This is a genomic window from Pedobacter sp. WC2423 (genome assembly GCF_040822065.1).
GTDB lineage: Bacteria > Bacteroidota > Bacteroidia > Sphingobacteriales > Sphingobacteriaceae > Pedobacter.
The window spans coordinates 745,339-759,481 of record NZ_CP162005.1 but is presented as its reverse complement, the minus strand read 5'-3'; the positions used below and the strand labels follow the sequence as shown (position 1 = coordinate 759,481).

The 14,143-nt window shown below is 33.9% G+C and carries 12 protein-coding genes; 3 read left to right on the top strand and 9 right to left on the bottom strand.

Annotation, left to right across the window (positions count from 1 at the left end):
* Positions 1-42: 42 nt before the first annotated feature.
* Both AB3G38_RS02665 and AB3G38_RS02660 read right to left on the bottom strand, forming a co-directional pair.
* Positions 43-1,197: a FecR family protein gene (locus tag AB3G38_RS02665; protein ID WP_367866958.1), complete on the bottom strand. Its 1,155-nt coding sequence runs from the start codon at positions 1,195-1,197 to the stop codon at positions 43-45.
* 87 nt (positions 1,198-1,284) lie between these two features.
* Entirely contained in the window at positions 1,285-1,866 is a 582-nt protein-coding gene (locus tag AB3G38_RS02660) for an RNA polymerase sigma-70 factor (RefSeq protein WP_367866957.1), read from the bottom strand.
* Between the two features lie 984 nt (positions 1,867-2,850).
* On the opposite strand from AB3G38_RS02660, the gene AB3G38_RS02655 reads away from it, so the two are divergent.
* Entirely contained in the window at positions 2,851-3,075 is a 225-nt protein-coding gene (locus AB3G38_RS02655; RefSeq protein ID WP_367866956.1) for a hypothetical protein, read from the top strand.
* A 76-nt stretch (positions 3,076-3,151) separates the two neighbouring features.
* Positions 3,152-3,373, top strand: a complete 222-nt coding sequence (locus AB3G38_RS02650) for a hypothetical protein (protein WP_367866955.1) — start codon at positions 3,152-3,154, stop codon at positions 3,371-3,373.
* Between the two features lie 140 nt (positions 3,374-3,513).
* Here the strand turns inward: AB3G38_RS02650 and AB3G38_RS02645 are convergent, their stop codons facing one another.
* The 7 genes from AB3G38_RS02645 to AB3G38_RS02615 form a co-directional block, all read right to left on the bottom strand.
* On the bottom strand, positions 3,514-4,869 hold the full coding sequence (locus AB3G38_RS02645; RefSeq protein ID WP_367866954.1) for a TlpA family protein disulfide reductase: 1,356 nt from the start codon (positions 4,867-4,869) through the stop codon (positions 3,514-3,516).
* A complete protein-coding gene (locus AB3G38_RS02640; RefSeq protein WP_367866953.1) occupies positions 4,866-6,233 on the bottom strand; it encodes a RagB/SusD family nutrient uptake outer membrane protein in 1,368 nt (455 codons plus the stop codon). Before AB3G38_RS02640 ends, AB3G38_RS02645 begins: the two co-directional genes overlap by 4 nt.
* Before the next feature lie 18 nt (positions 6,234-6,251).
* Positions 6,252-9,806 (bottom strand): SusC/RagA family TonB-linked outer membrane protein, encoded by a 3,555-nt coding sequence (locus tag AB3G38_RS02635; RefSeq protein WP_367866952.1) that lies wholly within the window; start codon positions 9,804-9,806, stop codon positions 6,252-6,254.
* A gap of 118 nt (positions 9,807-9,924) precedes the next feature.
* A complete protein-coding gene (locus AB3G38_RS02630) occupies positions 9,925-11,076 on the bottom strand; it encodes a FecR family protein (protein WP_367866951.1) in 1,152 nt (383 codons plus the stop codon).
* 152 nt (positions 11,077-11,228) lie between these two features.
* On the bottom strand, positions 11,229-11,807 hold the full coding sequence (locus tag AB3G38_RS02625; protein ID WP_367866950.1) for an RNA polymerase sigma-70 factor: 579 nt from the start codon (positions 11,805-11,807) through the stop codon (positions 11,229-11,231).
* A 221-nt stretch (positions 11,808-12,028) separates the two neighbouring features.
* On the bottom strand, positions 12,029-12,316 hold the full coding sequence (locus AB3G38_RS02620; RefSeq protein WP_367866949.1) for a hypothetical protein: 288 nt from the start codon (positions 12,314-12,316) through the stop codon (positions 12,029-12,031).
* Positions 12,317-12,448: 132 nt separating this feature from the next.
* Positions 12,449-13,006, bottom strand: coding sequence for a hypothetical protein (locus AB3G38_RS02615; RefSeq protein ID WP_367866948.1), 558 nt, complete (start codon positions 13,004-13,006; stop codon positions 12,449-12,451).
* Positions 13,007-13,312: 306 nt separating this feature from the next.
* Between AB3G38_RS02615 and AB3G38_RS02610 the strand changes: the two genes are divergently transcribed.
* The gene (locus AB3G38_RS02610; protein ID WP_367866947.1) at positions 13,313-14,128 is read left to right on the top strand and encodes a DUF6597 domain-containing transcriptional factor; all 816 of its coding nucleotides are present in this window, start codon (positions 13,313-13,315) and stop codon (positions 14,126-14,128) included.
* Positions 14,129-14,143: the final 15 nt, after the last annotated feature.

Here is a 14,143-nt window from a genome sequence, read left to right as displayed (position 1 = left end):
ACTACTGGTTTTTTTGTGGATCACACTTTAACTTCTGATCGTTTATTTTGTCACAATGACCCTCCTTCCTTCGATTTTAAAGTGTACAATTCCCTGATATTCCATAATCTTTAATACTTCTGATATATTCCTGGTTCTGGCTATCTTTCCCTGAAAATTATGATTGGGATCTGGTACGGTCTCATATACAACTTCTACATCGTACCACCTTCCAACCCTATTCATTATACTTTTCAAATTTTCATTAAAAATGAAATAGCCATCTTTCCATGCGATTACATCTTCCAGATCAGCATTATTTATAACTGATATATGATTTGCCGTTAATTGTGCTTGTTGGCCAGGATTCAGGATAGTCTCAGATTTCTTTTTACCTGGCAGTGAATCATTAGAATTGGTATTGATTTTTACAGACCCTTCTAATAGAGTGGTTTTCACAACAGGTTCATCGTCATAACTATTTACGTTAAATCTGGTTCCCAGCACTTTAACCTCCTGCCCTTTACTGGAAACATAAAATGGATGACTTTTATCCTTAGCTACCTGAAAGTAAGCCTCACCTTTTAATTCAACTCTTCTTTCTTTTAATGAAGTGAAAGAAGTAGGGTATTTAAGGGACGAGGCGGCATTCAGCCACACGATGGAGCTATCGGGTAAGCGAATCTTATATTGCTCGCCTCTGGAGGTAGAAAGTGTATTAAATCTTAAGTCTTTGCCCCTATTGCTATTTGCAGGAGAGGAACTTGAAAGTTCATATAAAAGTTCTCCGTCAACAGTTTTCGTAATTTTTACTCCGGCCTCCTGAGCGAGCTTTTCATTTGAAACTTCGGATAAGATGATTTTCTTACCACTAGATAAGATTAGTGTCGCACTGTTTTTACCGGGAGCTATGTCTTTAGAGTCAGCAATAATATCTTGATCTGTTTTATTTTTCAGGAAGCTAAACATAGCCAGAACCATAACCATAAGCATGATTGAAGCTGCAATACCAATCTGTTTCAAAGTTGGGCTGTAGATTGATTTTTTAATTTTTGAAGGTTCAGGATTCATCAATATCTCCAATTGTTCTTCGGTTAAATCAGAAACATCAACTTCCACATAATTCATGTAAAATGTCTCTATCAAGGCAATTTCCTCAACAGTACATTGACCCGAATTATATCTTTTTAATAATTTTATGATATCCGTTCTTTCCATACACCGACTTTTTTTGCTGGTTATAGTAGTATAACGGCGAGTGCACTATGCAGGGACTATACGAAAATCAAAAAAAAATGAAAAAGTTTAATAAAAAAGCACGAAAACCAGAAACCAGAATAAGCCAAACTTGCACTTCAATTTTTTAAGGGCACCTTTAACCTGGTTTTTAACGGTATTTTCAGAAATGTTTAGTTTTTCTGCGATCTCTTTATGAGATAACCCGGTGGTTCTGCTCAAAATAAAGATTTCTCTCATTTTTGGTGGCAGCTCATTTATTTCCTTCTCAATAATTTTAGCAAATTCCCGCTCTCTAATGAACAGATCAGTTACATAACTACTTTTATCATTTATGAAAATTTGAAAGCTATTAATATATTTTGATTCTACTTTTTTGTGAGAAATGAAGTCCAGTATTCTATTACGGACAGATACAAATAAGTAACTTTTAAGGTTGGTTTGATCCGGCAAAGCAGAACGCTTAATCCACAGATTGGTAAATAGTTCTTGTATGATGTCACTGGCATCATCAAAGTCACCCAGTTTTTTATAAGTGTGAATGTGTAATAAACTTTTATAACGAAAGTAAATCTCATCAAATGCGACTGCATTACCATTTCGAAGCAAATGTGTCAATTCAATATCTGAAAGGTCACTATATAATCTCATACTTACGTTTAGTTACAATTAGCCTAACATAAATTCATTGTAACAGTAGAAGAGATTAAAAGCAAAATTAGTATTATTTAAATTAGTGTTAACTAATTATTATTAGTTCTCATGTGAGTTGTAGGATTTGAAATTTAAATCTCAGGATTTAAAACCTAAATTAACAAGGCGAATAATGCATTATAGACGTATTTAAGGTAAAATTTCATTTTTAATCCAACTAAATATTATTTTTATTTTTTAGATATTCAACTTCAGCCTTCTGAAACAAACCGCCAAAATAAATGAATTATCAGGTAGTGAATATACATATGAATAGCTTTTTATTGACAAATGAATAGTTTCTTTCATACAGATGAATAGTCTATTTGTGGCAACTGTCCCTAGGTAGTATTTAGAATTCTTGCTAACTTATTAGATATTTTACAATAACCTCATTAGAATTAAAATTGAGGTAATATTCAAATAAATAATATTTGGGGAGTACCAATGTGTAAACGCTCTTCCAGTGCGTATTAAGCATCAGAGAAAATTACAGTCCCCAAACCCAATTAACTGTAATTTTTTAAATACCGGAAGGTACTGGTAACAAACCACCGCTACTGATGCAAGGGACGTAAGCAAAGCGATATTGTATTAATACTAAAAAGTAATAACTCCGCCAAGGGTGTGGGCTATTACTAAGGATAAGAGATAATCAATTGATATCTCTTATCCTTAAACAATATAAAAAAAAATATAAAAAACTGAATTTGAGCCACTTGACCCTTTTATTCGAAATAAAATCTTTCGATATTAGTATTACATTATCTGATGATACAACCTTTTGAAAAGCAAATTAAACATGCAGTTTGCATGGCAGTTAGTAAAAAGGAAAATGCTGAATATCCTTAACATAGTAGGCAAAGGGCTAGCTGAAAACCTTGAAAAGAGTAGGCAGTTAATGAATTAGAGTTTACACTTTTATATTAAAAGTGAAATATTATGAACTGGTTTAAATTAAATACAGGTGCTACTAATCCTTATCTTCCAGCTAATTATACGCTCAACAATAATCCGGGCTGTGTTGGATCAGAAACTTTATGTTCTATCAATGCGCAAACTGATGCAAATAACAAGCCTATTATAACTGGGCAAATTCAAACAGCCATCACTAACGCTTTAAATGGCATAATTACACCAAATGTGACTCAGCTGAAAGCTGCTTAGTCTTTAGCCAAGTGGTAATTTGATAAGGACCACTTGGCTTATTTTAATTTTGATAAAATATTTAAAACTTAAAATTATGAATTGGTTTAAATTAAATGCAAATGGAGACCCTTATGTAGCATCTAACTATATAATTAACAATAATCCTGGTTGCATAGGTGGTGAAACACTATGTGCAATTTTTGCAAATAGTGATGCCCATGCGAAACCAATTATAACAGGAGATATTCAAAATGCAATTACAAATGCTTTAAATGGTATAATTACGCCTGATGTGACTCAGCTTAAATATGTATAAAATATTTAAAGCCGAATTAAGATAAAAGTCTGGCCATCATGAGAATCCAGACTTTTAAAAGTTCCCAAATTAAATATATACCATTTTGAAAATGAATATCATAACTGTGCATTACAATAAATCATTTTCCATTCAATAGACTATTTTTCGGTCAATACAAACACATCAAGCTCACGTTCTTCTTCTTTAAAATCAAGACCGTATTGCCGAAGTACTTTCTTTATGGTTTTTATATCAGTCCAGGAATCTATCTTAAGCTCAATATCTACAGGGTCTTCATATCCGGTTTCATTAATTATTGGTGGATTATTTTCATAATCGTTTAACTTATAGACCAAATTATCAAATGGGGTGTTTTTGAACTCTTTAACCGATTTATCAAAAGATAAAATAGTTTCTCCGCCTTTTGATTTAATTTTGTCAGCGGAAGATGTTCTGGTCAACACAAGACATTTCATTAATCGTTTTTCCCACCGTGCATCTAATCCAAATAAGCGATTCAGATCAGCAATCATCAACTCATATTGTTTTTTATCATCACCAACTCTATCTGGAGTAATAGACTCATAACAAAATTGATTTTTTCTGTTCCATTCCTCTTTAGTACCTAACGCCCGATCATAAATGTACTTAGATTTGTCCTTTACGTTTAAAATAAGCCGGTTGCGACTCCCACTTGATAAAGGAATTTGAACCAAATAGCTCAATAAAGCTTTATAAGCTGATAATATACCCAAATTCAAAAAATAATTTCTGCGGGTTTTAGTATTGGAATCCAAACTGCTTATGATTTTTTTGTCGTGCACACCTTCTCTAAATGGTGTTATAACAGTATAACTCACAGTTTGACCGAATCCCCCTTTACTGATCAGGGGTTTGCTGTCATCAAGTTGCTTAAAATCATCCTTAACAGGCCATTCAGGTAAATTCCCATCCAGTACATATTGGATATTTTTTGCCGTAACATATTCACCCCCGGTAAGTGCAATGACTTTTCCTCTGTAAATCCAAGCTTCGTGGGGTATTGCCCAATGCTTAAACCATTTATTTAATACATTATCTTCTACCACAGACGGTAGCATCGTTGTTTTTGCATATTTATTATTTTTAAAAAATGAATTAATATGGCTTTCAGCTTCATAAGTAACCGCAAGTATTTTAATCTGATCGCCAAATACTTTTTGTAAAGAATCCATTTTAGGAAATTCAGCAATGCAGGCGGTACAGCCTGTTGTCCAAAAATCCAGAATCAATAATACATCTTTGTAATCTGACAGATGTGTGCTTCGCTGTTTATCATTAACTATCTTTTTAATAATAATGTCCGGTACAACATCTCCGACATTCAAACTCTTTATTGTATCAGTAAAGGTACTTACTTGAAGATTATCACTGTGGATTGGATTAGCATTCAACACCAAATGGGTAGATAAAATAACTGCAATCATCATACTTACCCAGCCAAAGAAAGGAAGATTTTTTAGTTTTAATTTCATCTGGGATTTTGTTGGAGATTTGAATTATTGATAACTTGCTGATCAATTAGTAATACATAACGTTTATCATTTGGCGGAAGTGAATAGGTTGTCCCATCAAGATTGCGATATAGTGTTTTTTGAAATTTAGTATCCTTATTTAATCTCCTTAGATCAGACCATCTTAGCCCTCTGAATAAAAGTTCCTTTCTTCTCTCTTCAATCACTTTACTTAATGCTTCATCTACAGTAGTAGCCCCAATCGTAGGATAAACAACATTATCATCCCACCTTGTTTTCATTAATGTATTGAGATCTGCCATAGCCAGATCTATTTTTCCATTTCGGGCATAACATTCTGCACGTATAAGGTATACCTCATCCGTAGCAAATCCATTAAAAAATGCGGCAATAGTAACCGGGTTATAATTTCCGGTAAATCTTTGCCCGGCAGCGACAGGGTTAAAAAAAATTTCCTTTCGCAGATCATGGTCGTTATAAGACCTATAAAGCAAGGTATCTATTAGTGCTATTGACGGGCGCACAGGGCCAGCTGCATTCGTGGTACTATGAAATATCACTTCATCATTAAATCTGGTAAAAGGTGTAAGAGAAGTTCTGCTGATAGAATTATAGTCTAGTAAGGTCTTATGGTATTTTAAGCAGGAGTCTGCATATATACCAGCATTATTGTAATCTTCCATAGCCAGAAATGTTCTTGCGAGCGCAGCAAATGCCGCTACCCTGTTTGGACGTGACTTAATGCTACTTGTTAAAGGTAATAAGGTGATTGCCTCTTTAAAGTCCTGTATGATCCGGTCATAGGTTTGCTTTACAGTTCCTCTCTCAGATTCAACTTCTAAATCTGGTTCTGTCCGTACAGGAATTCCAGGATCTGAATTAGTAGAATTTTGATCGTAAGGTTTTGCATACAACTGGGCTACTTGAAAAAAAGCGTGTGCCCGAAAAAACAATGCAGATCCCCTTAAAGTATTTATTGTTATCTGGTTGAGATTACCCGGGTCATCTTGAAGTACCTTTATTACCAGGTTCGCATTATATACAACGGTATAAGGTGCAATCCAACTGCTGTTAGCGCCATTCCTTCTAGCATCAGAAGCCCATCTGTGTATATCTTTGTCTGCCTGATCAAAAAGTCCGTTATATGTAGAAGTCAGCAGGTAATAATTATCTGATGATAACTCACCATCTATAGGATAGAGGGCATTCATTACATCAAAATTATCTAATAAAGCCTGGCAATCAGCAGCAGAAAACTTCACTTCTTTACTGTTTGGCCTAACATCCAGAAAATCCTTTTTACAGGAAATAGAGCATACACAGATTAAAATGAAGAGTGTTAAAAATATGTTTTTCCGATTCATAATTAGTTTTACTAAAAATTAAAAATTCGCTGTTAGTCCCATTGAAAATGTACGTGGAGAACGGTAGCCACTGATGATATCTGGATCAATACCTTTTTTATTAGCCCTCCATAGAATTCCAACATTATTCACATTTGCATAAAGTCTGACAGATTTCAGACCTGGTATCCTATTTTGGAGCAGATAAGCAACTGTAATATCTTGCAGGCGAATATGGTCAGCCTTTTCTACAGTAGCCGCAGAGCCATTATAAAAATCATCACGCTCAGAGTTTGGAGGATAGATCATAGCAGGTATATCTGTGATTTTTTCATCTCCTTGTTTTTGCCATCTTCGTGAATATTCTTCATTACCCATACCTATGGCATAAAGATTATTGTAGTTTATCCCGGGTCTTTTAAAATAATAATCAAATTTATAAAGGATATTAGCTGACACTTCTATTCCTTTAAAGGAAAATGTATTACGAAACGCTCCATAATAAACTGGCGTGGCAGAGCCAAAATACCGAAGATCCTCTATTTTAGCATTCAATAAGTTTGAATAATCTTTACTCACTTCGCCATTAAGATAACCTTGAGGCTCTCCATTGGAAGAATCAAGGCCAGCCCAATTATATGCAAGAACAGCATACGCATCCTTTCCCTCAATTGGATTGAGAAAATTTGACCGACCAATGTAATCCAGAGCAGTATTTTCCTTTAATAAATAACGGGTCACTATTGTTCTGCTATAATTAAATATTAAAGTGCTCCTCCATTGAAAATCGGACATATTCATGTTCAAAGAATTTAAAGTTATATCAATTCCTTTTCCATGCAGGTTAGCAGAATTTAAAGTTTGTGTATATGATCCCTTGGTAAGATCAATTGGTGCGTTAGTGACCAGATCTTTTGAGCGCTTATCAAAATACTCAATACTTCCTGTAAGCCGGTTATTCTTCATACTAAAATCTAATCCTATATTTAACATTCCGACCTTTTCCCATCTTAAATCTGGATTAGGGGGATTAGTAGTCTCTGCATAAGGAAGTCCTGTTATAGAATTACTGCCAGGATAAGTGACAACTGCATACGCAGGAACTCCAGTTACAACGTTTCCGCTATAGCCATATGTTCCCCTAAGTTTCAAATTAGGTATGAATTCAAATCTATAAAAGTTCTCTTTAGATATATCCCAACTTGCACCTCCAGACCATAAAGGAGACCCTCGTTTATTGGCATTATCTCCAAACACATTTGAAGCATCTTTACGAACACTTGCAGATATTGAATAACGATTATTATACGTGTATGCTGAGTTGAAAAATAAAGAAGTGAATCTATTGTTATTATCATTTATTGATGGCTGGTTAGGTATTAATTCTGTTCCTCCATAATAAGTTTGGACAGGGTTCTTGTAGTCTACATTTAAAAAAGAATTGGTATTAGGATCAAAACCATATAATGTATTTTGAATTGTTGTCAATCCATAATTTTTTCGAGCTTCGGCACCAGCAATTGCATTAAGTTCATGTTTATTATTCCAGATTTTGTGCTCATTGACCTGTGCACGGATAGTTTGGGCTTTAAATATTGATTCCCTTGGAATATTTATTGCACCAGAAGGAATAGCCCGCTCAAAGGTAATTGGATCAGTATAGGTGTTTACCAGATTCCGTACATAGTAGGAATCTTTGTCGTACAATGTTTTGGAATCTGTATTAGTTTGCTGATATTGATATTTGATGTCTGCTGACAGTATTGAATTTAAATTGTATGTAACGCCAAGGTTGAATAGGATATCCTGTGAATTTCCAGTAAAGACAGTTTTATGAAGATCATCCAAAGGCTTAAATCTCCAGTCAACCAGTCGGGAATCCTTACTTAAGTTGTCAAGATAAGTCGGATTATAGATCATGCCAGGCGCGAGATGGTTGCCGGAGCCGTCAGCCAAACGAGCATAAGGGTAGAACAATCCAGGATCATATGATGTCGCGCCAGCAGCTGCCTCGTCAGAATTTACGTCTTTTGTTCTTGTGTACAAAAAACTGGTTTGAATATCAAGCTGTTTAATTGGTTTAAAAGTGACATTAGATCGGAAGGATGTTCTATTATAAGTAGAAGTTACTAAACTATTTAAGTTTCGGTCATACCCTGCAGATAACATATAGGTAACTTGTTTACTACCACCATTTATATTAAGTGAATACTGTTGGTTTATAGCGTCCCTATACATATATTTTAGATAATCGTTACGTACATCATACTGACGAAAGGCATTAATCTGATTATCTATCAGTGCTCTTCCTTCTGTATCTGATAAAGGTAGTTCACGTTGCTTTGCTAATAGTTCAACTACGGGGGTTAAAAATGGAGGATAAGGACTGGTGGTTGTTAATTTGTTATCATAATACTGATTGGCAAATAAAAACCTCTCAACATCAATGGCATCTGAACTACTTATTTGAGGCAGGTAAAATAAATCCGGCTTTTCTGAAATAGTGACATTTCCATTGAATGATATAGATAGAGGTTTATCATATGCGCCTTTTTTTGTAGTTATTACGATTACACCATTACCAGCTCGTGTTCCCCAGATAGAAGCAGCAGCAGCATCTTTAAGAATTGTGATATTTTCAACATCATTTGGGTTCAAATTAGATAGATCTCCTTCATAAGGGATATTATCCAATACTACCAGCGGCCTGGTAAGAATGGTATTATTATTTAGTGAACTTATTCCCCTTATTGATATCGCATCACCAGTTGGAGATGTTGCCGATCTATTATTAAAATACACCCCTGCAACAGTTCCAAGTAATCTTGATGTGACAGTGGTTCCTGTTACGCGATTAAATAAATTATTGTCTATCTTTTCAAATGAACCAGTTGTACGTTCTTTTGGTAAAGTTTGGTATCCTGTACTCACAATTTCTACACCTTCAAGGTCTGAGGGTTGAAGTTCAAGTTTAATAATTAAAGGCCCAGATTGCTGGGCTGGTATCTGCTGTGATTTGTAGCCAATATAACTTACAATTAAAATTGCTTTTTCATCAACATTTAATAATTCAAAATACCCTTCATTATTCGTTAAAACTGCTTTATTGCTATTTAACACTTTAACTGTTGTCCCAACTAAAGGCAAATTGTTATTATCAACGACATGTCCCCTGATATCAATTTCAGTAAACAATTCAGACAGTGCTTTATTTAAGCTTTTAATAATTGATGGGCTTTTAGGTTTTAAAGAAACCGCTTTATTACGGATTTCAAATGTGAAAGGCTGATTAATGAAGCATTTAATTAATGCTTCTTCTAAAGATGAATTCCTTATATTAATTGTAATTGGGCTGGTTTTCTCAATCAAATCATTATTATAAAAAAACTCGTAGCCGCTTTGCCTGCTTATTTCTTTAATGACATTGTTTAATGGCGCATTCTTAATGTTGAGAGAAATGCGCTGGCTATAGCCAGTAGCACTCAACTGCATTATGGTTGCTATTAAGATCAAAGTAGTTAATCGCATAATTAGCAATAATTTACTGATGTGCCGATTAAGCACACCATCTTTCTTAGTATAAATTTTATACATTTGTAGTTCTGGTTTAAGGTTGATAACTATCTCAAATTTTTATTATCGGAACCCAGACTTAGCCAGCAGTGTTTCGAGCACTTCTGGCTTATTTTTTGGATTCTTAACAGTTAAGTATTTAATTTATCGTAATTGTAACCCTCCTTCCTTCAACTTTAAAGTTTACTGCTCCTGTTCTTTCCATAATTCCAAGTACTTCACTTAGACTTCTACTTCTGGCAATTTTACCTTGAAAAGCAAGCTTAGGGTCTGGCTCATTTTTATAGAAAATTTCTACATTATACCACCTTGCCACCTTATTCATAATGCTCTTAATATTTTCATTGAAAATAAAATATCCATCTTTCCATGCAACAATGTCGTCCAGATCAACATTGCTTAAAATCTTAATCTGGCCTTTTCTGATTTGGGACTGTTGACCAGGTTTAATAACTACAGTTTTATTTTCAGCTATTCCGCGCTGATATAGATGATTTATCTCCTTTTTAGAGGTCACTTCAATAGAGCCCTCTAATAAAGTGGTTTGAACAGAAAATTCATCATCGTATCCATTGATATTGAAGTGCGTCCCCAGAACTTTTACTTTCTGACCTCTGCTGTAAACGATAAAAGGACGTTTTTTATCCTTTGCTACCTGAAAATAGGCTTCGCCGCTCAACTCTACTACCCTGTCTTTGAGTGACGCAAAAGATGAAGGGTATTTGAGAGCTGAGGCAGCGTTAAGCCATACTATCGAACTATCCGGCAAACGCACCTGATATTGTTCGCCCCTGGCTGTTGTCAGAGTATTATAGTGTAATTCCCCCTTTCCATTTTTGGAAGAGGAATTCGAAACTTCATAAATAATTTGTCCGTCAGCAGACTTAGTGATTTTTACACCCGCCTCTTTAGCAAGAATTCCGTTTATAGCATTTGATAAGGTAATATTCTTACCATTTGCCAATGTTAGCGTAGCACCATTCTTTCCTGGCCTGATTTCGTTTTTAAAAGTGATTTCAGTTCGGACAGTACCTACGCTTTTATAAAAATAAAACCAAATGCAGATTGAAATAATTATTGATGCGACAGCAGCTATTTGGGGCCAGAGCTTATTCTCTCTCTTGTTAGCAATGATATTAGGAACTGAAGTGTTGATTTCTTCAAATTGGAGTTCTGTTAAACGGGGAATATCATTAAGTTCAAATTTGTTATACCAGGATTCCAGCAGTATTTTTTCACCTTCAGTACAAGTGCCATTACTATACTTCTTTATTAATTCCGATTTATTCATAAGCCCCAGCTGTTTTTTCTAATTTTAACTAAGACAGGTAACGCTATGGCAAAGGGCTAGTCATGCTGAAAAAATATTTTATTTTCTCAAACACAATCATAAAAACACTGTATAGGCAAAGATTAAGCTATCCGATTAAGAAAAGTAAATAATTAGAATTTTAAAAGCAGAGCTAGGTAAAGAATCAACCCTAGTTTTGTTCTGAGAATCTTTAATGAACTTTTTATCTGATTTTTCACTGTATGTTCAGAGACTCCCAGGGTATTGGCAATCTCTTTATGGCTCATATTTTTTCTGCGGCTCAAAATAAAGACTTCTCTCATTTTTGGTGGCAATGCATTGATTTCCTTCTCTATGATGCTAGCCAGATCCTTTTCACGCATGATCAAATCAGTAGTGAAATTATTTTCATCAATGAAGCTAGTGATAGAATCCGTATATTTTGATATTACCTTTTTATGAGCAATTATATTAAATATCTTATTCCTGATCGTTATATATAGATAACCAGAGATATTTGTAGTTAGCGGCATATCCTTATGCTTTAACCATAAAGTGGAAAATAAATCCTGTATAACATCTTTAGCTTCTTCGAAGTCACCTAGCTTTTTATAAGCATGAACGTGAAGGATTCCTTTGTATCTATGGTAGATTTCGCTGAATGCGGTTTTATCACCATCACGGAGCAAGACAGCCAATTCATCATCAGAAAGTTTACTATACAAAATCATTACAATGGAATTATTTTTTGTAAACACAATAACAATAAATCTTTGGAGATGATCTTGTAAAATTAGGTAATATTTAAATCATTGTTAAATTATTATTAATCGCAAACATATAAGTTGTATAACTTTAGCAATTGATTTATTAAAAAACATCAAAGGAATATCAATGAAGCAACATTCTGGGAATTATTAATTGGTCAAATAATAGATCTAATTTTATTCTATCAGATGAATACAATTGAAGTAGTTTGTTTTGTATAGGAATCATTAAGCTTCTTTTGTTCCAGCTTTGCTTCTTCTAATAAGTCCGTCAATACAGTGTGCACATCAAATATAAATTCCCGGTATTCCTGGTTATAATCAAAATTGTATAAAAAGGGTTGTATTGAGGAAATGATGATATGCTCCAGTTGTTTTATAGAAAATGTTGTGGTTTTCTTTGTCCTTCTCTCTTGAATGCAAGATAGCCAATATCTGCCGTCGACTGATTTAGGATTAATAACTGTGTTCATCTTAACAGCTATCTTTATAAAATTAAAAACATGATCTGGCAACTTTACATCAAGTTGAAGATTACATTCAAAGGAATAATTCATACAAGCGTTAATAAGGTAAGTATAGTTTAGGCTCTTTATTGGTTACTCTTAATGGAATTCCTGACTATAAATCTTTCTCAGTTCCAGAATAGCCATCCGAATCTTGCATTTAATTACTTCAAGTGGTGATCTAAGAATCTCTGATGCTTCTTCTAACGTATTTCCTAAGAAATAAACAGTATAAAACACTTCTGATAACTCCAGATCCAGGTAATTTAAAAGCTCTTCAGCTCTTAAATGACAATATTCATTCTTTTCATCATTATTAAATGTAGTGTAGTTAATATGCTGCTGGTTTTGTAAATCTTTTCGATTAGAATTCTCCTCAATTATTTTCAAAGTCTTTTTCGCATGTTTTACAGCGAGGTTTAAAATCCATGTAAATAAGCGCCTATCATTTGGGTTGTAATCAACAGCTGTCCTCCATGCTTCTACAAATACATCTTTAAGTACCTGTTCAGCTAAATCTGTGCGTTCAACTATATATAATATTTTGAATAACAAAGCGCCCGAATATTTATCATACAATTCACTGATCGCAAAAGTTCTATTTGTTCTTAGGGTTTCAACCAGCTCCTTTTCACTTAAAAAAACTTCTTTACTCATATTATTGACCATTATTCATATACTCAAATTGCAGTTATAACAGTTTATGTAAAAAGGCCTTTAAAGCTTAAAAAGCACCATTTCTGATGTAATGTTAAGGATTCCTACAAAAAAAAACGAATCTAAAATTGTACAAATTCGACACGAATAAGGCTAAAAGCATTTATAATTACGGAAACATCAAAATTATTTTTTCAATAAAAATAGGACAAAATAATCCATCATCATTTTTGAGGTGTTTGAGACTTTTTACATTTTTATGTAGTTTAAGAAAGATACATTTGGTAATAAATTGAGGGATCTGATATGCAGTTTTACCCAGCAAAGCAATTGTCAACATTGATTAAACATTACTTATTTGTTGAGAGCAATGCAAAAGGAATCAAAAAATTCCGTCTATTTTCAGATGGGAATACAGGGATTGTTTTTTCGTTCAAAAATAAATTGATTACAAGTTCCAGCCAAACAGGGCTAACTGATTCTTTACCTGTTTCATTTGCTTATGGCCAAATTAGCGGATTCAAGAATATCTTTTGTGTGGATGAAACTTCTTTATTGATCGTGGTCTTCAAACCGTATGCATTGAGCAACTTACTAAATATACCTGCGAATGAATTGGTAGAACAGACTATTGATCTGACTGATTTATTTGGGAATATCGCCACTGAGGTGACTGAGAGATTATTTCTTTGTCAGAATCTGGCTGAAAGAATTCAAATGTTGGAATCATTTTTTATTAAGATCATTGCAAATGTTAATAATCCAGCTACTCCAATGATAACAGCATCTGTAAATTTCATTCAGCAAAACAATGGTTTAATCAACCAGGAACAATTAATTAGGTACACTGGCTGCGAGCAGAGGCAAATTGAAAGAAAGTTCATTGAAACAATTGGGATTACTCCAAAAAAATATTGCGATATCGTCAAGCTTACAGTTTATTTAAAATATCTCAGAGACTCAAAGCCTGCTAAACTAAGTAATCTTGCTTATGAATCAGGGTATTATGATCAGGCTCATGTTACGAGGTACTTCAAGAAAATAACTGGGGTGACACCAACACAATATTCATTAAAATTTGATGCACTAGCGCTTAATCTTTTGGAATTTCCAAATTTATAATAAAATAGATCTGAT

Bases quoted from the DNA above. Each gene is read 5' to 3' on its own strand.
- AB3G38_RS02665 (WP_367866958.1), bottom strand. From the start codon at position 1,197: ATGGAAAGAACGGATATCATAAAATTATTAAAAAGATATAATTCGGGT.
- AB3G38_RS02660 (WP_367866957.1), bottom strand. From the start codon at position 1,866: ATGAGATTATATAGTGACCTTTCAGATATTGAATTGACACATTTGCTT.
- AB3G38_RS02655 (WP_367866956.1), top strand. From the start codon at position 2,851: ATGAACTGGTTTAAATTAAATACAGGTGCTACTAATCCTTATCTTCCA.
- AB3G38_RS02650 (WP_367866955.1), top strand. From the start codon at position 3,152: ATGAATTGGTTTAAATTAAATGCAAATGGAGACCCTTATGTAGCATCT.
- AB3G38_RS02645 (WP_367866954.1), bottom strand. From the start codon at position 4,869: ATGAAATTAAAACTAAAAAATCTTCCTTTCTTTGGCTGGGTAAGTATG.
- AB3G38_RS02640 (WP_367866953.1), bottom strand. From the start codon at position 6,233: ATGAATCGGAAAAACATATTTTTAACACTCTTCATTTTAATCTGTGTA.
- AB3G38_RS02635 (WP_367866952.1), bottom strand. From the start codon at position 9,806: ATGTATAAAATTTATACTAAGAAAGATGGTGTGCTTAATCGGCACATC.
- AB3G38_RS02630 (WP_367866951.1), bottom strand. From the start codon at position 11,076: ATGAATAAATCGGAATTAATAAAGAAGTATAGTAATGGCACTTGTACT.
- AB3G38_RS02625 (WP_367866950.1), bottom strand. From the start codon at position 11,807: ATGATTTTGTATAGTAAACTTTCTGATGATGAATTGGCTGTCTTGCTC.
- AB3G38_RS02620 (WP_367866949.1), bottom strand. From the start codon at position 12,316: ATGAACACAGTTATTAATCCTAAATCAGTCGACGGCAGATATTGGCTA.
- AB3G38_RS02615 (WP_367866948.1), bottom strand. From the start codon at position 13,006: ATGAGTAAAGAAGTTTTTTTAAGTGAAAAGGAGCTGGTTGAAACCCTA.
- AB3G38_RS02610 (WP_367866947.1), top strand. From the start codon at position 13,313: ATGCAGTTTTACCCAGCAAAGCAATTGTCAACATTGATTAAACATTAC.